We start from the raw sequence: 21,924 nt of genomic DNA, 5'->3' as shown, positions 1-21,924 counted from the left end.
TTTGTTTCGGCAAAAGTAACAAAACCATTTGTATGACTGACAGTACGTCCATGTTACCGCAGCCATACTAGCGGCATCCATGCCGCCACCACAATATTAAATTTCGTGCTATTCTGCTCAAATAAAAAACTGCCCCTTAAAAGAAACAGTTTTTAAATCACCATAAAAATCTATGCTTGAACAGTTAAGTCTTTAATAGTTGTCGATGAACCATTGTTTTTAACCGACTCAATTCCTTTATCTCGTGACGCTTCACTCGCATAGAACTGACTCGTGCCAATAATCTGATGATTTGCAGCTTTTAAATTGAAATAAGGTTTCCCATTCTTTGCAGTTAAACGCTCATATCGGGCGTCATCACCACTGTTTTTCTGAATAGATTCAATACCATTTACAGCAGAGGCTTTTGCCTTATATAGCTCACTATTTAAAATAGGTTCACCATTTCCTGCCTTCAAAATAAACCGATATTGACCATCACTCGCTTGCGAAATTTCGTACCATCCTGCCATAAAAACCTCATTTTTTTGTTGGTGTGGGTATGACTTTCGTTATTATTCTGGACGAAAGTTATTTGTTATTAATGACAATATAAAGGCGTAAATATTCCTTGGATAGCCCATTTTTTATACTTTTTCGTAATAAAATTATAATGATGTTAGGAATTTAAAAAGCAGAGATATAGACATATATCTCTGCTGAAATGTAATAATAATTAACAGTTTAAGCTTTTTTTACAAATTCAGATTTTAATTTCATCTGACCAATGCCATCAATTTTACAATCAATATTGTGACCATCACTTGCATCTGGAACTAAACGAATCGTTTTTACCTTTGTACCGACTTTAACGACTGAAGATGAACCTTTAATTTTTAAGTCTTTGATTACAGTGACACTATCGCCATCTGCCAAGACATTTCCATTCGCATCTTTAATAATTTCTTGTTCTTCGGTAAGCGATGCTTCCCCTTCTTTCCACTCATATGAACATTCAGGACAAATCAATAAGTCGCCATCTTGATAAGTATATTCTGATTGGCATTTTGGGCAATTTGGCAAAGACATGAAAAAAATCTCAAAAAGTATATTATGCGAGATACAACTCATTTTTTAAAGTTTTAAATAAAAGACTTTTACCAAAAAAAAATTTATATATTCATTTTGAGTTTTTGCTTAATAGATATTCTTTCAAAATAATTGCATGGTTATATTCAACATCTTTTGCTGAATATAAAAGCGTAACTGTATGTTCTGCTACGATGTGTTGTAGCTCTTCAACTGCGGAGTTGGTTTCAAGCTCTTTTAAATAACGCTGCTTAAATTCTTCCCAATGATCTGGTGTTGCAGCATGGAACCACTTTCTAAGTTCAGTTGAAGGAGCCACTTCTTTTAGCCACAAATCTAAATGAGCGTTCTCTTTACTAATTCCCCTGCTCCATAGGCGGTCAACCAAAACTCGCTTACCGTCACTAGGATCGGCCTTTTCATAAATTCTTTTAATTTGGATATCCATCGTTTTTCTCTGCATACAACTTATATTTCGGAGTTATAAAATTATTCTATATTTTATTAATTTAGAATAAAGCTCAAAAAGAAAAAGTGAGCAGAAATAAATCTACTCACTTTTCTATGTGGCTCTAAAAAATAACTTTTTATTGATCTGGAATTTCAGCCTCAATCAATAAAGTAAGCAAAGATAGGGACTCTTGCCAACCTAAGTAGCAGGCTTCTACAGGAATAACTTCCGGTATTCCTTCTTGCGTAATATGCACTTCTGTACCTACCAATACGCTTTTTAATGTAATAGTAACCTGCATAGTCCCAGGTAAATTTGGGTCATCGAATTGATCGTTGTAGCGAATTAGTTCATTTGGAACTAATTCCACATATGTTCCGCCAAAGGCATGTGTTGAACCTGTTGAAAAATTGGTAAAACTCATTTTGTATGAGCCACCAACATTTGCATCAAAACTATGAACTTTGGCAGTAAAACCATGGGGCGGCAACCACTTTACTAAAGCATCTGGATCTAAAAATGCCCGATAGACTCGCTCGGCTGGAGCCTTAAATACGCGATGAAATTTCACTGTTCCTGTTGCCATCATATTCTCCTTATTTTAATTTCCTTAAAATTATTGAAATTATCGTTATTAGCTTAAACCTTCCGATTTATCCAAACGTATATTTTTGGTGTTTTTTTAAACAAAAAAACTTTCTTCGAGAGAAAATCAAATTACGAAAACTATGGCTGATTTTTTAGTAAAAATGGAGCAAAATAGTCAACAATCATAAAGAAACATATTGAATTTGAGATTAATCATGAGTCTGCTCGCTTTCTCCTCATATGCTTTAAACGGTGTAGATGCACAAAAGTTTTTACAAGGCCAAGTTACTGTAGATACTGAACGTTTAGCTGAAAATGAAACTCGCTATACAGCTATTTGTGATCTTAAAGGTCGTATTCACTTTGGCTTATGGCTAAAGAAGATTAATCCTGAAAGTTTTGTAATTGTAGTTACTCAAGATCAAGCTGAAGAGTTTGCCAAACATATTAAAAAGTATGGTGCCTTTTCAAAAATGGCCTTAAGTGAACAAGGCGCTGTGTTCCCAAAAGTGGTGAATCATCAAACTGAATTCACTACTGCTGAAACTGATATTTCAGAATGGCAAAAACAAGCCATTATGACTGGTCAAGCGTGGATTACACAGGCAACTGAACATGAATTCCAGCCACAAGAATTGCGTTTACATCAACGTGAAGGCGTCAATTATGATAAAGGTTGTTACCTAGGTCAGGAAATTGTGGCGCGTCTTTGGTTTAAAGCAAAACCAAAACACTGGTTACATCTTGTGCAAGGTACAGGTGAAGCGCCTGCTTCAGCAACTCAATTAAATAACGATATTGAAGTCGTCAATAGTATTGCAAATGATCAAGGTTATCTTGCTTTAGTTGTTGCGAAACCTACTGCTCTACAAGAGTTGGGACTTCAAGTTCTTGAGTTACCAGAAGCTTTAAGTGGCGACGTTGCAAGACCACAGTAATAATTTTTATTAGTCCAAACTGCCCACTGCTAAGTTAGTGGGCTTTTTTATAGATACAAAACACTAATGATTTCATTAGATTAGAACGTCAATTTTTTAAACTTTATATGCCATCATTAGCCCTGTTGAAATTAAAGAGAAAAAAGATGAAAACTAAACTTGCTACACTCATGTTGAGTCTGGCTATTTTCGGTTCTGCTCATGCTGATGTTAAAACACTTGAACAAAATCTTAAGACGAATTATCCCGATTTGCCTGTAAAAGGTGTTTATCAATCTCCTGTACAAGGCATTTATGAAGTGTATACAAGCGGCCGCATTGTTTATACCAATCAAGATGCCAAATACTTTTTTGTTGGTAATTTAGTCGACATCAAACAACAAAAAAATATGACTGAAGAACGTATTGCCGAATTGGGTAAGATTGACGTTAAAAGTTTGCCATTAAATCAGGCGATTAAATATGTAAAAGGTAAAGGCGAACGTACAATCTATGTTTTTAGTGACCCTGATTGCCCATATTGCCAGCGCCTAGAAGAAAATATGGCTGGGGTTGATAACGTAACGGTATATGTATTCCTTTATCCTCTCACCAGTTTGCATCCAAATGCTGAAAAAGCTTCAAATCAAATCTGGTGTTCAAAAAATCCAGCAGAAGCTTGGACAAACTATATGCTTAAGCGCAAATTGCCGACTAGTAGCAAGAGTTGCTCAAGCCCAATTCAGAAAAATATCGCTTTAGGCCAAAAATTAAATATCGATGGAACACCTACCCTGTTCTTGCAAGATGGCCAAAGACTTTCTGGCGTACCAACTGATGCCAAGCAAATTGAAGCATTACTTCAGTCAGCAAAATAACAATATTACCCACTCCGTTTTATGAATGTGGGTGGGTATTTTTCTCCACAATTTGCCCAAAGTGCAGTGCTTTATATACAAATCGGCTGTTTACTTTCAGCAATCAATATTTATGATGAGAAATTGAAACTATTCAATGCATCAATGGAATGATGTAGCTACGAAGTAAAAGGTTAAAAAGAAATGAAGAAATTACTAATCGCAAGCCTAATCACCCTTTCAAGTGCATCAATTTTTGCAGCTGATAACTCAGCAACTGCTGCGAAAACCGATGTTTTTAAACAAGCTGAACAACTCTATGCAGCAAAAAATTACTCCGCTGCATTTCAAGAAATGCAACGCTTAGCCCAATCAGGTAATGCCCAAGCTATCTATAACTTAGGCTATATGACTCAAATGGGCCAAGGTACAGCAAAAGACTCTTCTAAAGCCCTTAAATACTATGAAGACGCTTCAAATAAAGGTTATGCCCAAGCGAGTTACACGCTTGCACAAATTTATGAGACTGGTGAATTAGGCGTTGCCAAAGATAGCAACAAATTCAGTCAATATATTCAAAAGGCATCAGCTCAAGGTTCTGATGATGCAACTGTGAAAATTGCGACGATTTTATTTGCTCAGAAAAAACCGCAGTCACATCAAATTGCGCTTCAAAAATTAGCGCCTTTAATTCGAAAAGGAAACTACCCTGCTATTCAGGTCAAAGCACTCTATGACATTAGCCAAGGTGTTGAGAATAAAAATCCTTTAATGAAACGCCAAGGCATCGAAGCTTTACAGTCAATTGCACAAAAAGGCTATGCACCTGCCTCTATGGCCTTAGCAACCATGATGGCAAACGGCAATATCATTCCGCAAAATCTACCGCAAGCGAAAAAGATCTTTACTGAACTTGCCAATCAAAATGTGCCAAATGCTAAAGAATCGTTAGCTTCGGTTGATAAGATTATTGCAGAAAAGAGCAAACAAGCTGCCAATGCTCCCGCACAGCCAGCACCTAAAAAATAATGAATGATGAGCCCCTTATGGGGCTTTTCTTTTACCACCACAAAGCAATAAGCCCGCTCACCCCAATAAAACCAACAATCGTACTAATCATAAGCGGTGTTAATGCTTTTTCATTTAAGCCATAAGCCTGTCCAAAAATTCCGAAAGCAATCGGCATGGGTAAAGCAGCGATTAATGTTCCTGCGTAAAGCATTTCACGACTTACATTTGGAGTTATTAAAAAAAGTGCAAAAATAACAGATGGCATTAGCACAACTTTAAAGATCGCCAACAAAACACTTTCTGTATTTACTGTTGTGATTCCAATACCTACTAAACTTCCGCCAATTGCAAACAAGGCCAAAGGCGAAGCTGTACGCCCAAGTAACTCTAAAGACTGGTCAAGCGTTGCAGGAAGGTTAACATCTAAAAGAATGCATCCCATCCCAACCAAAATAGCGATAATGATAGGATTCTTAAGTAAGTTTAAAAATGTCTGTTTTAAAAGCGGTAAAAGATTTTGTTGTTGGTGTAAACCAGCTTCGGCCAGAATAAGCATCAATGCCACAATCAATAAATTTTCAATAATTAGGGTTAAAGAAATGTAGATTGCTGCATGATTACCAATCAGCATGGTTAAAATCGCGGTTCCCATAAATCCAGTATTGGACATAGATGCGCCCATCGATATGACGGCGCTATGAGTTAAGCTATTTTTAAAATATTTTCGATAGAGAACAAAAGCCAAGAAAAATAAAATTAAGGACCCTCCGCCATAAGCCAGAAAATAAGCGGGGTGCCAAATATCTTGTAAGTTTTTATTTGCCAAGGAGTGAATTAAAAATGCGGGTAAGGAGATTTTAATTACGAATGCGCTAAGTGCCCTGATTTGTTCAGGTGTTACCAATTTGATGAGAACACAAACATAGCCCATCAATAGCAATATCAAGATAGGTAAAATAACCTGAAAAACCACTGACCGTCCTCACTTAGCGAAAGAAAAATGGGCAAAGATGACTTTGCCCAATACAATTAAAAAGAGTTAAAAAGCTGTTTTAATCCATGAGGTTGGCAACGTAAATACTGAGGTGCAATTTTAACTTCTGCACCTAAAGCTGCTGCTGCATGCCAAGGCCATCTTGGGTCATATAACATTGCACGAGCAAGACCAATGGCATCGGCTTGCTGGTTTTCTAAAATTTGTTCAGCGTGCTCTGGCTCAGTAATTAACCCTACAGCAATGACTGGAATAGACACATGCTTTTTAACTTGTTCAGCAAAAGGGACTTGGTAGCCCGCCCCAATCGTAATTGATTGATGTTCGTGCAAACCACCACTAGACACATGCACATAGGCTGCCCCCAATTGCTCTAAAGCTTTTGATAAACCCACTGTAGATTCAATATCCCAGTGCTCAATACTTTCTAACCAATCGGTCGCAGACAGCCTAACACCAACAGGATAGCCTTCTGGTACAGCGAGTTTAATTGCCTGAAGAACCTCAAGGGTCATACGCATACGGTTTTCTAAAGAACCGCCATATTCATCAGTTCGCTGATTGGCAATTGGCGATAAAAATTGATGTAGTAAATAACCATGCGCAGCATGAACTTCAATCAACTCAAACCCAGCTTCTACAGCACGTTTTGCAGCTGCTGCAAAGTCTTGTTGAACCTGTTGAATCTCAGCAATCGTCAAAGCATGGGGCGCTGCATCATGAACAGAGAAAGTACTTTCACTTGGAGCAACCGTTTGCCAACCATGAGGCTGATCTTTTGCGATCTGACCTTTACCTAACCACGGTTTTTCAGTAGATGCTTTACGACCTGCATGTGCTAACTGAATTCCAAATGGCATTGGTGAAAGTGTATGAACCTTAGCTAACAACGCTTTGATTTGGTCACGTTGGTGATCATTCCACAGTCCAAGGTCAGCATAGCTAATTCGACCTTCAGGCTGTACAGCAGTCGCCTCCACAATACAGAGCCCTGCACCAGACAATGCATAGTTTGCCCATTGCTGTTCATGCCAATACGTAATTTCGCCATCATCTGTTGCCGAATATTGACACATCGGAGCAATTACAATTCTATTGACCAGTTGTAGTGAACCAAAGTTAACCGTTTCAAATAATTTTGCCATTTTAAATTCCTAGAATTGCTTAATTACACGTAAACCTGCACTCCAGTTACGTCCATCCGCTGGTTCAAAGTAGCGTCCATTACCATCATTTACGATTACTGAACCAGCATAATTTTTATCAAATAGGTTATCTACACGGGCAAAGCTGTTCACTTTCCAGTCACCCATTACCCATGCATAACCCACATTAGCTGAGGTTACACTGTAGCTTGGCGCTGCGTCACTATTGGTATCATTCACGTATACTTTATCCATATACTGTACATCTACACCGCCATATAGTCCGTGCGATGGCTGCCAAGTCAAAGAGGCATAAGCTTGGTTTTTGGCAATTCCTGGAATGGTATTGCCTGATGAAATTTGAGCAATATTCCCTAAAGCTGGAATATCAGCATCAAAAGTTGCATCTAAATATGTATAACTTGCAGTCGCTGTTAAATCTCGCCACAACTTTTTATTCCATGCAAACTCTACGCCTTCACGTAAAGTTTTATCTGCATTGCGGAAGGTTGAACGACCATTTGAGTTACCTGCAGAAACGATGTCATCTTTGGTCTTAGTTTGAAAAACTGCCAAAGTAAAATCACCTAAAAGGTTTTGTGATTTTAAGCCTGTTTCATAGGTATCACTTGTGGATGCGGTCAAATCAAAATTAAATCCACTTTCGCCATCTGGACGATATGCCATTTCAGTAAAAGTTGGCGTTTCAAATCCTTTGGCATAACTCACATAGGCCATGAGTTCAGGTAAAATTTGCCAGCTTAAAGCAGCAGAAGGTAAAACTTTATTGTAATCAGTCTTACCACTATCGTCGCCATTACTTAAATAGCGATCTTCCGACTTATAGTGGACATTGCTATAACGTACACCTGTATCTAAACGCCATGTTGGTAAGAACTGCCATGAAGCTTGTAAATATGGATCGATATTCCACAAAGTATTGTCTTCATCACGGCGTAACTTACCTTTGACGCCATAATAAGGCTGACCGTTTACTAAATTAAAGTTTTCAAAACCTTTACGATCTTCATCCATTGCATCGAGTGCAACACCAACACTTAGAGTAGTATTTGGAAGTAACTCTTTGCCCGTCCAACGGAAATCAGCACCATAATAATCCCGCTCAAAATCAATCACCCCGCCTGCATGATTGATGCTGGCATCTTGTGTTGATTTAGGTATAGATTGATATTGAGTGACTTGGCGATTACCTAAATATGCCATGGCATAGAGTTCATTCTTATCATTAATCGGTTTAGACCACGTCACACCCGTTTGAGTTTGTTCAATATCTTTACGGACATTAAATTGCTTTAAAAATGGAACTTGTTGCCTTGGGTTAGTATTCCACTGATCATGCGTTAGTCCCTGCGGATCGTCTGCATGGATTTTTACATAATTGGTTATCCAGTTGATTTTACTACCATCATCAAGGTTCCAACTGAGTTTTGCATTGTTTAATACTTTTTCTGCACCGCTATGTTCTCGGTAACCATCCGTATCGAAATACGATGAACTAATAACATAGCTTGGTTCATTCGCACCCTTTGCCCCGCCTTGTAGCACGAGTCCTGCTCGGCTTTTATCATGACTGCCTCCCGAATAGCTCAGCTCAATTGAATCTTTCCCTTGCCCTTCTTTAGTAGAAGTTAAAATTGTCCCGCCCGATGAATTTCCATAAAGTGAAGAAAAAGGTCCTGTTAGAACTTCAACATGGTCCAGACTACTTAAATCGATATTAGAGGTTTGGCCTTGTCCATCCGGCATTGTTGCAGGAATACCATCCACATAAAGGCGAATACCACGGACACCAAAAGTAGAACGTGCACCAAAACCACGCATAGATAACTGTAAATCTTGTGCATAATTTTCACGATTGCGAAGCTGTAAACTCGGTATCCCCTTCACAACTTCGGTTAAATTTACTTGTGAAGAAGTGTCAGCTTGGGGTACATCTATTCGAAAAACCGAAGCAGGTGTTTGCAAATAGGTTGTATCGGTACGGGTTGCTTCCACATGTAACGTTGGCAATACAGTTACGTCTTGTGTTAAATCTTCTGCCCAAACGAGTGGGCTAGAAATACACCCCATACTCATCAAAATACAGTAATGAAGTCGGTCTAAGCGTAATAAGGACATGCTTATTTCCTTTATTTATATTGTAGTTATAATAACAAAAAGCTGTGTCTTGTCTGGCTATTGAATTCGGTCTGCATTGTTGTAAATCTGGAACACTCTTCATCAATATCTAAAAATTGATTTCCAGATTAGAATTATCGACTCAAAGATGGATGGTCTTTCCAGCAATATCGTTCAGGCCAATGTTTTGCTTCTTCGGCATAATCAATTCCAATACGTGGCGTCAATACCACTTCTGGCTGCGTTGATGCCGCTTCAATCCACAGTCCAGATTCTTCACCTAAAATCTGGCCTTTTAAAGATCGATCAATACCCAAGTAGCGCGTCAATTTGCCAGGCCCAGCTAAAAGCTTATATTCTTTTTTGGTTGAAGCACTACTTAAAAATGCTGAGCGAATCATTACCCCTTCAGGGACGCCTTGTGTCTGAGTAATGAGATTGAGCATTTCATACATGCCATAAATTAAATAGACGTAAATTGTCCCACCAGGGCAATACATCACCTCTGTTCGAGCTGTCCGTTTGTCATTGTAACTATGGCAAGCTTTATCACGGACACCCAAATAAGCTTCAGTTTCACTAATTGTACAGCGGATAACTTGGCCATCAGGTTGTCGCTTACACAAAACACAACCTATTAAATCATAAGCCACTTCTGATGTTTCTCGTTGAAACCAGCTTAATGGTAAAATATCTGACATAGTAATCTCTGAAATATTACATACCACACGTTATACTTGATTAATCCAGTATATCTGTTAATTCTGCGAGTTGGCATGCCTGAGTTACCCGAAGTCGAAACAACCAAAACCAGTTTATTTCCCCTATTGAATCAAAAAGTTCTAAGTGTGGAAGTACGCAATCCTAGCTTACGCTGGCCTATACCAGATGATGTTCAAAAACTTGTTGGACAACGCCTTATTGGATTAAATCGACGTTCAAAATATATTTTGGCAGAGTTTGAACAAGATCAAATGCTTTGGCATTTAGGAATGTCCGGAAGCTTTCGTCTGACCGAACCAAATGACGAACTGAGAAAGCATGATCATCTGATTATACAATTTGAAGATCAGCAGTTACGCTACCATGACCCTCGTCGTTTTGGCTGCATTCTTTGGCTTAACCCTGAGACTCAAGGCAAACTGATTGATACTTTGGGACCTGAGCCTTTAAGTGCTGACTTTCACGCAGAATATTTAGCTTCTAAACTTAAAAATAAGGCTGTCGGCATAAAAATTGCACTCATGGATAATCATGTAGTGGTTGGTGTAGGCAATATTTATGCAACTGAAAGCCTGTTTAATGTTGGCATTCACCCTGCACAACCTGCTGGTGATTTAAGCATGCAACAAATTGAGAAACTAGTTGTCGAGATTAAGCGTATTTTAAAGTCGGCAATTGATTTAGGTGGCTCGACTTTACGAGACTACAGCAACGCCATGGGTGAAAATGGTTATTTCCAGCAAACCTTGCTCGCGTATGGTCGTGCAGGAGAAATGTGTGTTAACTGTGAAACCACATTAGAAAATTTGAAACTTGGTCAGCGTGCCAGCGTATTTTGCCCACAGTGCCAACCGCTTAAAAAGCTGAGAAAGCCTTAATTTTTTGGAGGAAGACAACATGCAAACAGCAATTGTCCGACATATTTTAGTCAAAGATAAAGACTTAGCCGAACAGCTAAAAAAGAAGCTACAAAGTGGTGCTGATTTTGCCAAGCTTGCTAAACAATATTCCACCTGTAACTCGGCAAAGCGTGGTGGTGAACTTGGCGAAGTCAAAAAAGGGCAATTAGTGCCTGTTATTGATAAAGTTGTTTTTACAGCTGCTGAACGTGTGCTACAAGGCCCAATCAAAAGCCAATTTGGCTATCATCTTTTAGAAGTTAAATTCAGAATGGGTAGCTTACGTTGATTCCATTGTTTCAATTATGATTTTGAGAAGCTTGAGCCTGTGCATTCAGTTGATATGTCCAGGCTTTAATATACTCACCTGATTCTAATTTTATATCTGCGATGACACGTTGATATTGAAAACCTTCAAAATCATCTAGCATCTGCCAGTTTTCAGCCAATTTTTCAGTGCTAAATAAATAGCCTTCCACCCAATCAGCTTGTAAATCTAACTCAAGTGCTTTTAAGCCTTTATCTGGCCCCCAGTCTAAAATATGAATCACGCCACGCACACTAGCTTTTGTCCAACTTCCACCGATTTTCTCTAAAATATGAGTATTTGGTTTATTTGGACATAATGTGCCATACACAAAAAGCTGATTCATTAATTTATATCCTTTTAAAATATTCGAAGTTGAACATATCTTTGTTTTGACAATTTTAACAATATCTTTAGCTCAGCATAAAATACTAAATAATAAAAAACGGTACTCTTGGTACCGTTTTTATATCAAATCTGATTAAGGTTGTTTTTTCAACTCATCACGAATTTCACGTAATAATTGGATATCTTCTGGAGTTGCAGCTGGAGCTTCTGGCTCATTTTTATCACGGCGAAGTCTATTTAATAATTTCACCATTAAGAACACAACCCAAGCTAAAATCAGGAAGTTAATTAAAATGGTAAGGAAGTTACCATAAGTTAAAACATTAATACCTGCTTTTTGCAAAGCATCTAAAGATTGTAAATTGTTAGGATTTGCACCTAATACAATAAATTTTTTTGAAAAATCAACACCACCACCAGTAATCACACTAATAATTGGCATGATAATATCTTTTACCAAAGAGTCTACGATTTTGCCAAAAGCACCACCAATAATCACACCGATGGCTAAATCCATCATATTGCCTTTAATGGCAAATTCTTTAAATTCTTGAATAATACTCATCTAAACATCTCCAGATGTCGGGGGCCGAAACACGTCATATTTTTCTTTTTCATTGGCATCTTATCGAATTAGATAGTACTCGCCATGATATTGATAATTTAATATTTTTATCAAAAAAAGAAAGTTATTTCACACTTTAACAACATATTCTCTTACAACAAAAATATGATTTTAAGCCTACTTTAATTTGAAAAATAACCATTAAAAAAACCGCTAAATTAATTTAGCGGTTTTTTCTTTTTCATTTAAGAAAAATTATTTATCACGGTTACGTTTACGTTCATTTTCAGTCAAGTAACGCTTACGGATACGGATTGATTTAGGTGTTACTTCTACTAACTCATCATCTTCAATGAATTCAAGCGCTTGTTCAAGCGTATATTCAATTGCAGGTACTAAAGTTAAAGCATCATCTGTACCAGACGCACGAACGTTAGTTAATTGTTTCGCTTTAGTTGGGTTTACAACCATATCGTCTGAACGAGAGTTAATACCCACGATCATACCTTCGTAAACTTCTAACTGTGGTTTAGCGAACAAACGACCACGGTCTTGTAAGCTGAACAATGCATAGCCCAAGCAAGTACCTTGAACCATAGAGATCAATACACCGTTTTGACGTTTCGCAACAGTACCTTGTTTAACAGGACCATAATGCGAGAAGCTTGAAGTCATGATCCCTGTACCAGAAGTCATAGTCAAGAATTCAGAACGGAAACCAATCAAACCACGTGAAGGTACAGTTGCTTCAATACGGATACGGCCTTTACCGTCAACTTCCATATTGGTCATCTCGCCTTTACGGTGACCCATTTGTTCCATTACAGCACCTTGATGCTGTTCTTCAACGTCAAAAGTTACGTTTTCGTAAGGCTCTTGTCTTTCACCATCAATTTCTTTGATGATTACTTGTGGACGAGATACGCCCATTTCGAAGCCTTCACGACGCATGTTTTCAATTAAAACTGAAAGATGAAGTTCACCACGGCCAGATACTTTGAAACGGTCTGGACTGTCAGTGTCTTCAACACGTAACGCTACGTTATGAATTAATTCGCGGTCAAGACGTTCACGGATATTACGTGAAGTTACGAATTTACCTTCTTTACCAGCAAACGGAGAGTTGTTTACTTGGAAAGTCATAGATACTGTAGGTTCATCTACAGATAAAGCTGGTAATGCTTCAACATTTTTCGGATCACAAATCGTGTCAGAAATATTAAGTGCGTCGATACCAGTAATACATACGATATCACCAGCAGATGCTGATTCAACATCAATACGCTCTAAACCATGGTAACCCATAATTTTTAAGATACGACCATTACGTGTATTGCCTTCTTTGTCAATTACAGTAACAGGAGTATTTAATTTTACTGAACCACGTTGAATACGACCAACACCGATAACACCTACGAAGCTGTTATAGTCAAGTGATGAAATCTGCATTTGGAATGGACCATCAACATCAACTGCTGGTGGTTCAACGATGTCTACAATCGTTTCGAACAACGGAGTCATGTCTTCTGCAAGTTCTTCTGGAGCAGGACCCGCTACACCACGTAAACCTGATGCATAAACGATTGGAAAATCTAATTGCTCATCAGTTGCACCAAGGTTATCAAATAGATCAAATACTTGATCAATAACCCAATCTGGACGTGCACTTGGTTTGTCTACTTTGTTAATAATAACAATTGGTTTTAAACCGCGAGCAAAGGCTTTTTGTGTCACAAAACGAGTTTGTGGCATTGGGCCTTCTTGAGAGTCAACTAAAAGTAATACGCAGTCAACCATCGACATTACACGTTCTACTTCACCACCGAAGTCGGCGTGTCCCGGGGTGTCCACGATGTTGATACGGTAAGTTGTATCAGTACGTTTATCTAACCAAGTAATAGAAGTGTTCTTTGCAAGAATGGTAATACCACGTTCACTTTCAAGCGCATTTGAGTCCATGACACGCTCAATCTCGCCTGCTCGGTCACCGAGAGCACCTGATTGCTGAAGTAGTTTATCGACAAGTGTGGTTTTCCCGTGGTCGACGTGCGCAATAATTGCGATATTACGGAGATTTTTGATATCTGACATGAAAATTCGAAACGCCTGAAATTTGAGGGCAAATTATACAGAAAAACACTACTCTTGAGTAGTGACAGTTTATTGACATTGACAAAAAAATTTTCCAATAGCCTGTATTTCGTTTTGTAAAGATAGGTATCTCGATTAGAATAGCGCCAATTTGCGAAATTGCGGCGGACCTACACCCATGTCCAATCAACACTCTCAAGACCATCTTGACCTTGTTTATGGCTTAGATGATCGACCAAAACCCCTGATAGCTTTTTTAGCAGCGTTCCAGCATTTGCTTGCGATTATTGTACCCATTGTTACACCTGGGCTTTTAATCTGTTTAGCTTTAGGCGTATCACGCACTGAAACCAACATGATTTTATCGATGTCTTTGGTGATTTCAGGTATTGCTACATTTTTACAATGTAAAAAAGTTGGCCCATTTGGTGCAGGTCTTCTGATTGTACAAGGCACAAGCTTTAACTTTATTGGTCCCATTATTGGTATCGGTAGTGCAATGGTTGCCGCAGGAACACCTGTAAACCAAGTTATGGCTGCAATTTTTGGTGTAGTCATTGCTGGCTCCTTCATTGAAATGGGTGTTTCGCAAATTCTTCCATGGGTAAAAAGATTAATTACGCCTTTGGTTACGGGGATTGTTGTTTTATTAATTGGCTTAACGCTTATTAAGGAAGGCTTGATTAGCATGGGTGGTGGCTACCAAGCCATGCAAGACCATACTTTTGCAAGTGCAGACAACCTTATTATGTCATGTACCGTACTTGCTATTATTATTGTGCTAAACCGCATTCGAGTGGTTTGGATTAAAAGCTCAGCCATTTTAATTGCATTAGTGATTGGTTACATTCTTGCAGGATTTATGGGTTACCTAGATTTCTCAGGTATTAAAGATGCACCACTTGTACAGATTCCAACACCAATGCACTTTGGGTTAAGTTTTTCTTGGGGCTTATTCATCCCAATGGCTTTTATTTATTTAGTCACATCTTTAGAAGCAATTGGTGATGTGACAGCAACCAGTAAACTTTCTAATCAACCTGTTAATGGTCCAGAATGGATGAAACGTATTAAAGGTGGTGTATTAGTAAATGGTGCAAACTCTTTACTCGCAGGATTATTTAATACTTTCCCAAGTTCTGTTTTTGCTCAAAATAATGGTGTAATCCAACTCACTGGCGTAGCTAGTCGTTATGTGGGTATCTGGATTGCTGCTTTACTTATTTTATTAGGTTTATTCCCCGCAGTAGCTGGTGTAATACAAGCAGTTCCTCAAGCTGTTTTAGGGGGCGCTGTGATGGTAATGTTTGGTGCCGTAGCTGCATCAGGTATTAACATTCTCTCATCTATTCACCTTGATCGCCGAGCACTTTTAATTATCGCAATTTCACTTGCATTAGGTTTGGGTGTTGCTCAAGTTCCTCAAATTTTGGAACACCTGCCAGAATTATTTAAAAATATTTTTAGCTCTGGCGTAGCGACAGGCGGTATAGCAGCATTAATTTTAAATGTTGTCCTTCCTGAAACACACAAATAACTATTTTTTAATTTTGATTACTGCCCAGTTTCCACTGGGCATTCTTCTTCATGAGAGATGTACATGGATCCTAGAAGTGAAGTGGTATTGAGACAACAAGACTATTTAAAAGGTAGAGTCTTGTTCATTAATGCACCGAATGATGCCCTAGTCAGTCAATTACCAGCTGATATTGATGCTTCAGTCTGGACATGGAACCATGCTGACTATCAAGGCTTTATAAATAATGGAACAAATGCGCATTTCTCAGTTGAGTTTCCATTACAAGAATTCGATCAAGCCGTCATTTTTGTTCCCAAATCTAAAGAACTGTTAAATTACATACTGCATGTCGTAATGAGCAATCTTAAAACTGCTCAGTCTGTTTTTTTAGTAGGTGAGAAAAAAGGTGGTGTTGAACGCGCTGCCAAACAATTACAAAGCTTCGGCAAAGTACTTAAACTTGATAGTGCACGTCACTGTCAGCTATGGCACTTAAAAATTGAAAAAACAGAACAAATTAAACCTCTCGAAAGTTGGATTAAAACTTACACTGTTCATGTTAATGAACAAGAGCTTACGATTTGTGCCCTTCCCGGTGTATTTAGCCAAAATCATCTAGATGTCGGAACAGCTGTTTTACTCCCTTATCTTAATCAGGTGAAATCAGGTAGAATTGCCGACTTCGGGTGTGGTGCTGGAATTATCAGTTGCTATTTGGCAAAAATAAATTCAAGTAATATTATTCATGCCCTAGATATTGATGCTTTCGCTTTACGGTCAACGGAAATGACTTTTAGTCGAAATGGAATAGGTTCAGACCAGTTGAGATTGCAGCCTGTTACAGGTATTGCAGACGCTCCAACAGAACTCGATGCCATTGTCAGTAATCCCCCTTTCCATCAAGGTATTCATACCAACTATGATGCAAGTGAAGGACTCTGCCAAAACGCTAAAAAACATTTAAAGGCATCAGGTGAGCTATGGATTGTAGCAAACCGTTTTTTAAACTATCCGATCTTAATTGAGAAGCACTTTGGTCAGTGCCAGATTAAAACTGATCTTCAAGGCTTTAAGGTGTTATATGCCTGTGCATAACAAACTATGTAAGGAATCTCCATGAGCGAAACACATGCTCCTGAAAAACTCCAGCGTAAGCTTGGGGCTCGTCATCTGAATATGATCGCCATTGGTGGTTCCATTGGTACAGGCCTCTTCCTTGCTTCTGGATCAACCATTGCAAATGCTGGCCCAGGTGGAGCGCTACTCGCCTATTCACTCATTGGTATTATGATTTACTTCTTAATGACCAGCTTAGGTGAGCTTGCAACTCATACACCAACATCCGGTGCCTTTTTTACTTACGGCAGTCGTTATGTTGAAGAAGGCTTTGGTTTCGCTCTAGGCTGGAACTATTGGTATAACTGGGCAATTACGGTTGCATTCGAACTTGTTGCGGTTCAGTTTATTATGAAGTTCTGGTTCCCTGATATTCCAGGGTTCTATTGGAGTGCCCTATTCCTTATTGTTATCTTTCTGATCAATGCCATGACAGTAAAGGGATTTGGGGAAAGTGAATTCTGGTTTTCGATGGTCAAAGTAATTGCGATTGTTGCATTTATTATTATTGGCTTAGCCATGATCATCAAGATCATGCTAACTCCTGGTGTGGCAACTTTCGGGAACTGGACCTACAAAGAGGCACCTTTTGTTGGCGGTTTACAAGCCATGATTGGTGTTGCAATGATTGCCGGATTCTCTTTCCAAGGAACCGAAATGGTTGGGGTTGCTGCGGGCGAATCAAAAGATCCAAAGAAGACGATTCCACTGGCAATCAAACAGATTTTCTGGCGAATCTTATTATTTTACATCCTATGTATTTTCATTATCGGTACTCTAATCGCCTATGATGATCCGAATTTACTACAAGCAGCTGCCACTGAAGATATCGCACTATCTCCTTTTACGTTGCTCTATGAAAGAGTAGGTTTTGCTTTTGCTGCGGGTTTAATGAATGCCGTCATTCTTACTGCTATTTTATCAGCAGGTAATTCAGGCATGTATTCTTCAACTCGTATGTTATTTAAAATGGCTCAAGAAGGCCGTGCACCAAAGTGGTTTGCAAAACTCGATGGTCGTGGCGTTCCAATGAATGCATTATATGCTACAACACTGATTGCCGCGTTTTGTTTCTTGACGACATTTATTGGGGAAAAGCAAGTATTTAACTGGCTACTCAATATGTCTGGTATGTGCGGTTTTATTGTTTGGTTGGGAATTGCGATTTCACACTATCGTTTCCGTAAAGGATATATTGCTCAAGGCTATAAATTAGAAGATTTAGCATATCGTGCCAAATTTTTCCCATTTGCCCCTTGGTTTGCATTTATTCTCTGTTCAATCATTATCTTAGGGCAAAACTATCAAGCTATTTTAGGCGGAAAAATTGATTGGTTAGGTCTACTTTCAACTTATATTAGCTTGCCATTGTTCTTGATTATTTGGTTAGGCTATAAGTGGAAAAATAAAACCAAATTGATTTCTTACGATCAAATGAACGTTAAACCTGAGCAAGATTAAAACTGATCATTAAAGGTAAATCAAAGATCAAAAGCTTGATCTTTGATTTAAAAAGCGTAAAATGCCGTTCAGATTTTCAACGGCACTTTTAAATAAGGAGGACATCATGCCAGTAGTACAAGGTAAAACAGATTAAATCATTTGGCACGATGTCAGCTCACGGACAAGTGTACAAATTCATACCACTTGTCCGAATGCTTAAATTTAGAACCTAGCATTCGCTAGGTTTTTTTATGCCTGCTCGGACAAAAATAAGAGAAAAATTATGGGCATACAAAAAATATTAAACACGGAGGCACTCTATGGTGTCCCTGTTAAAATTTTCACTCAAGACATAGATAGTGAAAGTATAGAACAACTAAAAAAAATGGCTCAGCTGCAATTCATCTATTCTCACATTGCAGTTATGCCTGATGTGCATGTGGGCAAAGGTGCTACTGTAGGTAGTGTTATTCCTACTAAACACGCCATTATTCCTGCTGCTGTAGGAGTTGACATTGGATGTGGAATGAATGCAATTCGCTTGAGTTTAAAGGCTTCACAACTACCTGATAACTTAAGTCGTTTGCGTGATGCGATCGAACGTAAAGTACCGGTTGGCTTTGCTTTGCATAAACAAGTCAAAGCGAAAGCTTCTAGCATTATTCCACTTGAAAAACGCTTAGAACCAATTATCAAAAAGCATCCTGGTCTTGTCCGAATGCTTCGGCAATTTGATGCAACATGGCAAAAACAACTTGGGACCTTAGGTGGTGGTAATCACTTTATAGAGTTATGTATTGATGAGAATCAAGATGTATGGGTAATGTTACATTCAGGCAGCAGAGGGCTTGGTAATGTTATTGGTACTTACTTTATTGAGTTAGCCAAAAAAGAAGCGCAGCATCACTTTGGCCATGTACCTGATAAAGACTTAAGTTATTTTGCTGAAGGCTCAAAAAGTTTTGATGATTATGTAGAAGCTGTAGAGTGGGCACAAGAATATGCTTTTGAAAATCGCAAAGAGATGATGCGATTAATTTTAGAAGCGATCCGCCCTCTTCTACCTTCTTTTCAAATGACAAAAGAAGCGATTAATTGTCATCATAATTATGTAAGCCGTGAAACACATTTTGGCGAAAATCTATTGATTACCCGAAAAGGTGCAATTAGAGCAGGCTTAGATGAGCTAGGTATTATTCCAGGTTCAATGGGCGCACGATCTTATATTGTTAAAGGCAAAGCAAATCCTGAATCATTTTGTTCTTGTTCTCATGGCGCCGGTCGCAAGATGAGCAGAAGTAAAGCAAAAGTTCTTTTTAATCAGCAAGATCTTATTGAACAAACTCAAGGTATTGAATGCCGTAAAGACAGTGGTGTTGTCGATGAAATCCCAAGCGCTTATAAAGACATTGATGAAGTCATGGCAAACCAGTCAGATCTCATCGAAGTCATCCATACCCTCAAACAAGTTTTATGTATTAAAGGTTAAACTATGAAAATTAAAGAAATGCCAAAGATCAAAGTCCGTAATCAAGTAGCTCTATCACCTTTACTTCACAAAGGTGGGATGCACGAAACGGAAAAACCTCGTGCCCAACATCGTAGAGATAGGCAAGATACTAAACAGCAATTAAAAAAAGGTGTTTGGTAAATATTTTAGCTAATGATTGAAAAAGATTATGAATTAGGAGATTTAAAAATGATTAAATATTTCAAAAACTGCCATAAAAAAAGCGACTCTAACGAGTCGCTTTTTTACTGTTCAAGAACTCAAATTATTGAGCTGCTGCAGGAGCTGCCGCTTCTTGACCAGGTTGAACAACTACAGTACGGCTACCAGTGATTGTCGCGAATACACGACGGTTCATAGCACGACCTTCTTTAGTTTTGTTATCAGCAATCGGTTGATCCCAAGCGAAACCTTGAGTAGACAAACGAGATGCATCAACGTTGTATTCGTTTACAAGAGCTGATTTAACAGAGTTAGCACGAGCTAAAGATAAACGTTCGTTCAACTTACGTGGACCAGTGTTATCTGTGTGACCTTCGATACGTGCAGTAGCGTTAGGGTATTCAGTTAACTTCTCAGCAACTTTAGCGATTTCTGGCTTGTATTGGTCTTTGATGTTTGATTTGTTAGTATCAAAGAACACACGAAGTTCCATGTTAAGATCTTCAGTTAACTCTTGTGGTTGTGGAGCAACTGGAGTTGGTTCAACTGGAGCAACTTCTACTACAGGAGCAGCAGGCTTCAAGTGACCACCAAGAACTACGTTTAAACCAGCAAGAGCTGTATAGTTCCAGAATTTTTCGTCAAAGTTATAAGTACCACGAGCTTCTGTACGAAGAGATAAAGCATCGTTTAAGCGCCAAAAAGCACCGAAACCAGCATTACCTAAAGTACCTTCTTCACCATCACGGTAAGCTAAACGAGCATCATCAAATTCATATTTGTAGTGACCAGCACCTAACAATACGTATGGCTTGATTTTGCTATCGTAGTTTTTAGTGATTAGATCAGAAGTAACATAGAAGTTACCGTTGATTTGTTTTTGTTTGTATTCACCGTAATTAGTGTCTACATCACCTTTTACTTGGCTATATTCAGCTTCGAAACCTAACCATGGTGTTAACTCAATACCAAGAGCTGCACCAACGAATAAATCGTCTTGTAATTCAGGTCCGTTAGTTAACTCACCATCTTTACCGCCATTGTTGTGTTGGCTGTCTTGGAAAGTGTAACCAAGCAATAATGGAGTAACAGTTACGCCAGCATTAGCAGCAGCTAATGGAGCAGCGACAAGCATAGCAAGTGCAATACGACTCAATTTCATGGATATCCTCCAGAGATAACAATTGTTGTTCAAGCTCAGCCTAAATTTATTGGCCCCTGAGATATTTTCACCCCAGTATTATTTTTAAGCTATTCACATTTGAATCATACAAACACTTGATAGACTTTCCAAGTGCTTGATAATTTTAATCAAGTAAATTATTGACAAAATTACTTACAATTTCCGTTGTAATTCGGTAATTTTTCACTCAACCAGCAAATATGAACAACTTCTTTCTTTCGCTTACGGTGATTTTACCAGTATTCTAGCATCCTGATAACCTTTATTTAATTTTGTGTTTCCTCACTACAAAAATCATTATAAATCATTGATAGAAAGCATAAAATCAAAATATTTCTTTATATATTAAGGAATTTTAATGTTTAAATCTCTCGGTTTTACGCTATTAGAACTCACTATAACGCTCGCAATTCTTATGATTATGATCACTATAGCGCTTCCTTTATATCATCAATTTATGGCTTCTGTAGAATTAAAAAATTCATCTCGACTACTCACAATTCATATACAAAAAGCCAAATACGACGCAATTCTACGACATAAGAGCGTCGTACTATGCCCAAGTGTTGATTTGTCTATATGTAATAGTAATTGGGATACAAGCCTTATCAGCTTTGTAGACACAAATCATAACCTACAGAGAGAAAGCTATGAGGAGATTTTAAGCAATATTGAACTTGACCATCACTATGGTTCTTTAAAATTTCAAAAGTTTGGAAAAAAACTAAATAGTATTGTATTTCAGGGCGACACTGGCCTTCCACGCGAATCTAATGGCACTTTTACTTATTGTTCTTATAACCAAGATAAAAACTTTAAATTAATCCTCAGCAAAATGGGACACACCCGTTTTGAAGACCTTAAAAATTGTTAGAACTCTACAGTCTA

Annotated in this window: 24 protein-coding genes; 12 read left to right on the top strand and 12 right to left on the bottom strand. The window is 38.3% G+C overall.

The genetic code is table 11. The features are described from left to right. Nucleotides 1-170: 170 nt before the first annotated feature. From HLV59_RS03195 to HLV59_RS03180, 4 genes are all read right to left on the bottom strand, one after another. The gene (locus HLV59_RS03195; RefSeq protein ID WP_016143125.1) at nt 171-512 is read right to left on the bottom strand and encodes a YegP family protein; all 342 of its coding nucleotides are present in this window, start codon (nt 510-512) and stop codon (nt 171-173) included. 211 nt (nt 513-723) lie between these two features. Beyond that, complete coding sequence (locus tag HLV59_RS03190) at nt 724-1,068, bottom strand: zinc ribbon domain-containing protein YjdM (protein ID WP_057104721.1); 345 nt, start codon at nt 1,066-1,068, stop codon at nt 724-726. Between the two features lie 91 nt (nt 1,069-1,159). Then, nucleotides 1,160-1,516 carry a DUF488 domain-containing protein gene (locus HLV59_RS03185; RefSeq protein ID WP_171429328.1) on the bottom strand — a complete coding sequence of 119 codons (357 nt, stop codon included), beginning with the start codon at nt 1,514-1,516 and terminating at the stop codon, nt 1,160-1,162. Nucleotides 1,517-1,655: 139 nt separating this feature from the next. Further along, nucleotides 1,656-2,108 (bottom strand): SRPBCC family protein, encoded by a 453-nt coding sequence (locus HLV59_RS03180; protein ID WP_014207573.1) that lies wholly within the window; start codon nt 2,106-2,108, stop codon nt 1,656-1,658. Between the two features lie 38 nt (nt 2,109-2,146). On the opposite strand from HLV59_RS03180, the gene HLV59_RS03175 reads away from it, so the two are divergent. The 4 genes from HLV59_RS03175 to HLV59_RS03160 all read left to right on the top strand — a co-directional run bounded on the left by HLV59_RS03175 (nt 2,147) and on the right by HLV59_RS03160 (nt 4,910). Then, complete coding sequence (locus HLV59_RS03175) at nt 2,147-2,263, top strand: hypothetical protein (RefSeq protein WP_171430570.1); 117 nt, start codon at nt 2,147-2,149, stop codon at nt 2,261-2,263. A gap of 59 nt (nt 2,264-2,322) precedes the next feature. Continuing rightward, a complete protein-coding gene (gene ygfZ, locus HLV59_RS03170; protein ID WP_171429327.1) occupies nt 2,323-3,045 on the top strand; it encodes a CAF17-like 4Fe-4S cluster assembly/insertion protein YgfZ in 723 nt (240 codons plus the stop codon). A 146-nt stretch (nt 3,046-3,191) separates the two neighbouring features. Further along, nucleotides 3,192-3,902 carry a DsbC family protein gene (locus tag HLV59_RS03165; protein ID WP_171429326.1) on the top strand — a complete coding sequence of 237 codons (711 nt, stop codon included), beginning with the start codon at nt 3,192-3,194 and terminating at the stop codon, nt 3,900-3,902. 183 nt (nt 3,903-4,085) lie between these two features. Further along, nucleotides 4,086-4,910: a tetratricopeptide repeat protein gene (locus tag HLV59_RS03160; protein WP_031949243.1), complete on the top strand. Its 825-nt coding sequence runs from the start codon at nt 4,086-4,088 to the stop codon at nt 4,908-4,910. Between the two features lie 31 nt (nt 4,911-4,941). Here the strand turns inward: HLV59_RS03160 and HLV59_RS03155 are convergent, their stop codons facing one another. The 4 genes from HLV59_RS03155 to HLV59_RS03140 form a co-directional block, all read right to left on the bottom strand. Then, the gene (locus tag HLV59_RS03155; protein ID WP_171429325.1) at nt 4,942-5,865 is read right to left on the bottom strand and encodes an AEC family transporter; all 924 of its coding nucleotides are present in this window, start codon (nt 5,863-5,865) and stop codon (nt 4,942-4,944) included. A gap of 56 nt (nt 5,866-5,921) precedes the next feature. Continuing rightward, the gene (locus HLV59_RS03150; RefSeq protein ID WP_171429324.1) at nt 5,922-7,031 is read right to left on the bottom strand and encodes an NADH:flavin oxidoreductase/NADH oxidase; all 1,110 of its coding nucleotides are present in this window, start codon (nt 7,029-7,031) and stop codon (nt 5,922-5,924) included. Nucleotides 7,032-7,040: 9 nt separating this feature from the next. After that, on the bottom strand, nt 7,041-9,170 hold the full coding sequence (locus tag HLV59_RS03145; RefSeq protein WP_171429323.1) for a TonB-dependent receptor family protein: 2,130 nt from the start codon (nt 9,168-9,170) through the stop codon (nt 7,041-7,043). A gap of 134 nt (nt 9,171-9,304) precedes the next feature. Then, entirely contained in the window at nt 9,305-9,871 is a 567-nt protein-coding gene (locus HLV59_RS03140; RefSeq protein WP_171429322.1) for a DNA-3-methyladenine glycosylase, read from the bottom strand. Nucleotides 9,872-9,946: 75 nt separating this feature from the next. Between HLV59_RS03140 and mutM the strand changes: the two genes are divergently transcribed. Together mutM and HLV59_RS03130 are read left to right on the top strand one after the other, a co-directional pair. Further along, nucleotides 9,947-10,771 carry a bifunctional DNA-formamidopyrimidine glycosylase/DNA-(apurinic or apyrimidinic site) lyase gene (mutM, locus tag HLV59_RS03135; RefSeq protein ID WP_062850090.1) on the top strand — a complete coding sequence of 275 codons (825 nt, stop codon included), beginning with the start codon at nt 9,947-9,949 and terminating at the stop codon, nt 10,769-10,771. A 19-nt stretch (nt 10,772-10,790) separates the two neighbouring features. Next, complete coding sequence (locus tag HLV59_RS03130; RefSeq protein ID WP_002051379.1) at nt 10,791-11,081, top strand: peptidylprolyl isomerase; 291 nt, start codon at nt 10,791-10,793, stop codon at nt 11,079-11,081. A 10-nt stretch (nt 11,082-11,091) separates the two neighbouring features. Here HLV59_RS03130 and HLV59_RS03125 read toward each other — a convergent pair whose 3' ends face one another. The 3 genes from HLV59_RS03125 to typA form a co-directional block, all read right to left on the bottom strand. After that, a complete protein-coding gene (locus HLV59_RS03125) occupies nt 11,092-11,445 on the bottom strand; it encodes a gamma-glutamylcyclotransferase family protein (RefSeq protein ID WP_125699700.1) in 354 nt (117 codons plus the stop codon). Nucleotides 11,446-11,580: 135 nt separating this feature from the next. After that, a complete protein-coding gene (gene mscL / locus HLV59_RS03120; protein WP_171429321.1) occupies nt 11,581-12,012 on the bottom strand; it encodes a large conductance mechanosensitive channel protein MscL in 432 nt (143 codons plus the stop codon). Between the two features lie 255 nt (nt 12,013-12,267). Next, a complete protein-coding gene (typA, locus tag HLV59_RS03115) occupies nt 12,268-14,103 on the bottom strand; it encodes a translational GTPase TypA (RefSeq protein ID WP_031949250.1) in 1,836 nt (611 codons plus the stop codon). Nucleotides 14,104-14,281: 178 nt separating this feature from the next. Between typA and HLV59_RS03110 the strand changes: the two genes are divergently transcribed. The 5 genes from HLV59_RS03110 to HLV59_RS03090 all read left to right on the top strand — a co-directional run bounded on the left by HLV59_RS03110 (nt 14,282) and on the right by HLV59_RS03090 (nt 19,832). Beyond that, nucleotides 14,282-15,640 carry a uracil-xanthine permease family protein gene (locus HLV59_RS03110; protein WP_002116159.1) on the top strand — a complete coding sequence of 453 codons (1,359 nt, stop codon included), beginning with the start codon at nt 14,282-14,284 and terminating at the stop codon, nt 15,638-15,640. 63 nt (nt 15,641-15,703) lie between these two features. Continuing rightward, on the top strand, nt 15,704-16,717 hold the full coding sequence (locus HLV59_RS03105) for a methyltransferase (protein ID WP_171429320.1): 1,014 nt from the start codon (nt 15,704-15,706) through the stop codon (nt 16,715-16,717). A gap of 21 nt (nt 16,718-16,738) precedes the next feature. Continuing rightward, on the top strand, nt 16,739-18,199 hold the full coding sequence (locus HLV59_RS03100) for an amino acid permease (protein WP_031949252.1): 1,461 nt from the start codon (nt 16,739-16,741) through the stop codon (nt 18,197-18,199). Between the two features lie 265 nt (nt 18,200-18,464). After that, nucleotides 18,465-19,670: an RtcB family protein gene (locus HLV59_RS03095; RefSeq protein WP_171429319.1), complete on the top strand. Its 1,206-nt coding sequence runs from the start codon at nt 18,465-18,467 to the stop codon at nt 19,668-19,670. Nucleotides 19,671-19,673: 3 nt separating this feature from the next. Beyond that, nucleotides 19,674-19,832, top strand: a complete 159-nt coding sequence (locus tag HLV59_RS03090) for a hypothetical protein (RefSeq protein WP_057104707.1) — start codon at nt 19,674-19,676, stop codon at nt 19,830-19,832. Between the two features lie 124 nt (nt 19,833-19,956). Here the strand turns inward: HLV59_RS03090 and omp38 are convergent, their stop codons facing one another. Continuing rightward, the gene (gene omp38 / locus HLV59_RS03085) at nt 19,957-21,015 is read right to left on the bottom strand and encodes an outer membrane protein Omp38 (protein ID WP_080027740.1); all 1,059 of its coding nucleotides are present in this window, start codon (nt 21,013-21,015) and stop codon (nt 19,957-19,959) included. Nucleotides 21,016-21,394: 379 nt separating this feature from the next. On the opposite strand from omp38, the gene HLV59_RS03080 reads away from it, so the two are divergent. Then, nucleotides 21,395-21,910 (top strand): GspH/FimT family pseudopilin, encoded by a 516-nt coding sequence (locus HLV59_RS03080; RefSeq protein WP_031949256.1) that lies wholly within the window; start codon nt 21,395-21,397, stop codon nt 21,908-21,910. The last annotated feature ends 14 nt before the right edge of the window (nt 21,911-21,924 follow it).

Origin of the sequence: Acinetobacter lactucae (assembly GCF_013122135.1) — a bacterium.
In the GTDB taxonomy this organism is placed as follows: domain Bacteria; phylum Pseudomonadota; class Gammaproteobacteria; order Pseudomonadales; family Moraxellaceae; genus Acinetobacter; species Acinetobacter lactucae.
This window is presented reverse-complemented; position numbering and strand designations above follow the sequence as displayed.

Excerpts from the sequence above, each read along its gene's own strand:
- HLV59_RS03195 (WP_016143125.1), bottom strand. The coding sequence starts at position 512 with ATGGCAGGATGGTACGAAATTTCGCAAGCGAGTGATGGTCAATATCGG.
- HLV59_RS03190 (WP_057104721.1), bottom strand. The coding sequence starts at position 1,068 with ATGTCTTTGCCAAATTGCCCAAAATGCCAATCAGAATATACTTATCAA.
- HLV59_RS03185 (WP_171429328.1), bottom strand. The coding sequence starts at position 1,516 with ATGGATATCCAAATTAAAAGAATTTATGAAAAGGCCGATCCTAGTGAC.
- HLV59_RS03180 (WP_014207573.1), bottom strand. The coding sequence starts at position 2,108 with ATGATGGCAACAGGAACAGTGAAATTTCATCGCGTATTTAAGGCTCCA.
- ygfZ (WP_171429327.1), top strand. The coding sequence starts at position 2,323 with ATGAGTCTGCTCGCTTTCTCCTCATATGCTTTAAACGGTGTAGATGCA.
- HLV59_RS03165 (WP_171429326.1), top strand. The coding sequence starts at position 3,192 with ATGAAAACTAAACTTGCTACACTCATGTTGAGTCTGGCTATTTTCGGT.
- HLV59_RS03160 (WP_031949243.1), top strand. The coding sequence starts at position 4,086 with ATGAAGAAATTACTAATCGCAAGCCTAATCACCCTTTCAAGTGCATCA.
- HLV59_RS03150 (WP_171429324.1), bottom strand. The coding sequence starts at position 7,031 with ATGGCAAAATTATTTGAAACGGTTAACTTTGGTTCACTACAACTGGTC.
- HLV59_RS03145 (WP_171429323.1), bottom strand. The coding sequence starts at position 9,170 with ATGTCCTTATTACGCTTAGACCGACTTCATTACTGTATTTTGATGAGT.
- HLV59_RS03140 (WP_171429322.1), bottom strand. The coding sequence starts at position 9,871 with ATGTCAGATATTTTACCATTAAGCTGGTTTCAACGAGAAACATCAGAA.
- mutM (WP_062850090.1), top strand. The coding sequence starts at position 9,947 with ATGCCTGAGTTACCCGAAGTCGAAACAACCAAAACCAGTTTATTTCCC.
- HLV59_RS03130 (WP_002051379.1), top strand. The coding sequence starts at position 10,791 with ATGCAAACAGCAATTGTCCGACATATTTTAGTCAAAGATAAAGACTTA.
- HLV59_RS03125 (WP_125699700.1), bottom strand. The coding sequence starts at position 11,445 with ATGAATCAGCTTTTTGTGTATGGCACATTATGTCCAAATAAACCAAAT.
- mscL (WP_171429321.1), bottom strand. The coding sequence starts at position 12,012 with ATGAGTATTATTCAAGAATTTAAAGAATTTGCCATTAAAGGCAATATG.
- typA (WP_031949250.1), bottom strand. The coding sequence starts at position 14,103 with ATGTCAGATATCAAAAATCTCCGTAATATCGCAATTATTGCGCACGTC.
- HLV59_RS03110 (WP_002116159.1), top strand. The coding sequence starts at position 14,282 with ATGTCCAATCAACACTCTCAAGACCATCTTGACCTTGTTTATGGCTTA.
- HLV59_RS03105 (WP_171429320.1), top strand. The coding sequence starts at position 15,704 with ATGGATCCTAGAAGTGAAGTGGTATTGAGACAACAAGACTATTTAAAA.
- HLV59_RS03100 (WP_031949252.1), top strand. The coding sequence starts at position 16,739 with ATGAGCGAAACACATGCTCCTGAAAAACTCCAGCGTAAGCTTGGGGCT.
- HLV59_RS03095 (WP_171429319.1), top strand. The coding sequence starts at position 18,465 with ATGGGCATACAAAAAATATTAAACACGGAGGCACTCTATGGTGTCCCT.
- HLV59_RS03090 (WP_057104707.1), top strand. The coding sequence starts at position 19,674 with ATGAAAATTAAAGAAATGCCAAAGATCAAAGTCCGTAATCAAGTAGCT.
- omp38 (WP_080027740.1), bottom strand. The coding sequence starts at position 21,015 with ATGAAATTGAGTCGTATTGCACTTGCTATGCTTGTCGCTGCTCCATTA.
- HLV59_RS03080 (WP_031949256.1), top strand. The coding sequence starts at position 21,395 with ATGTTTAAATCTCTCGGTTTTACGCTATTAGAACTCACTATAACGCTC.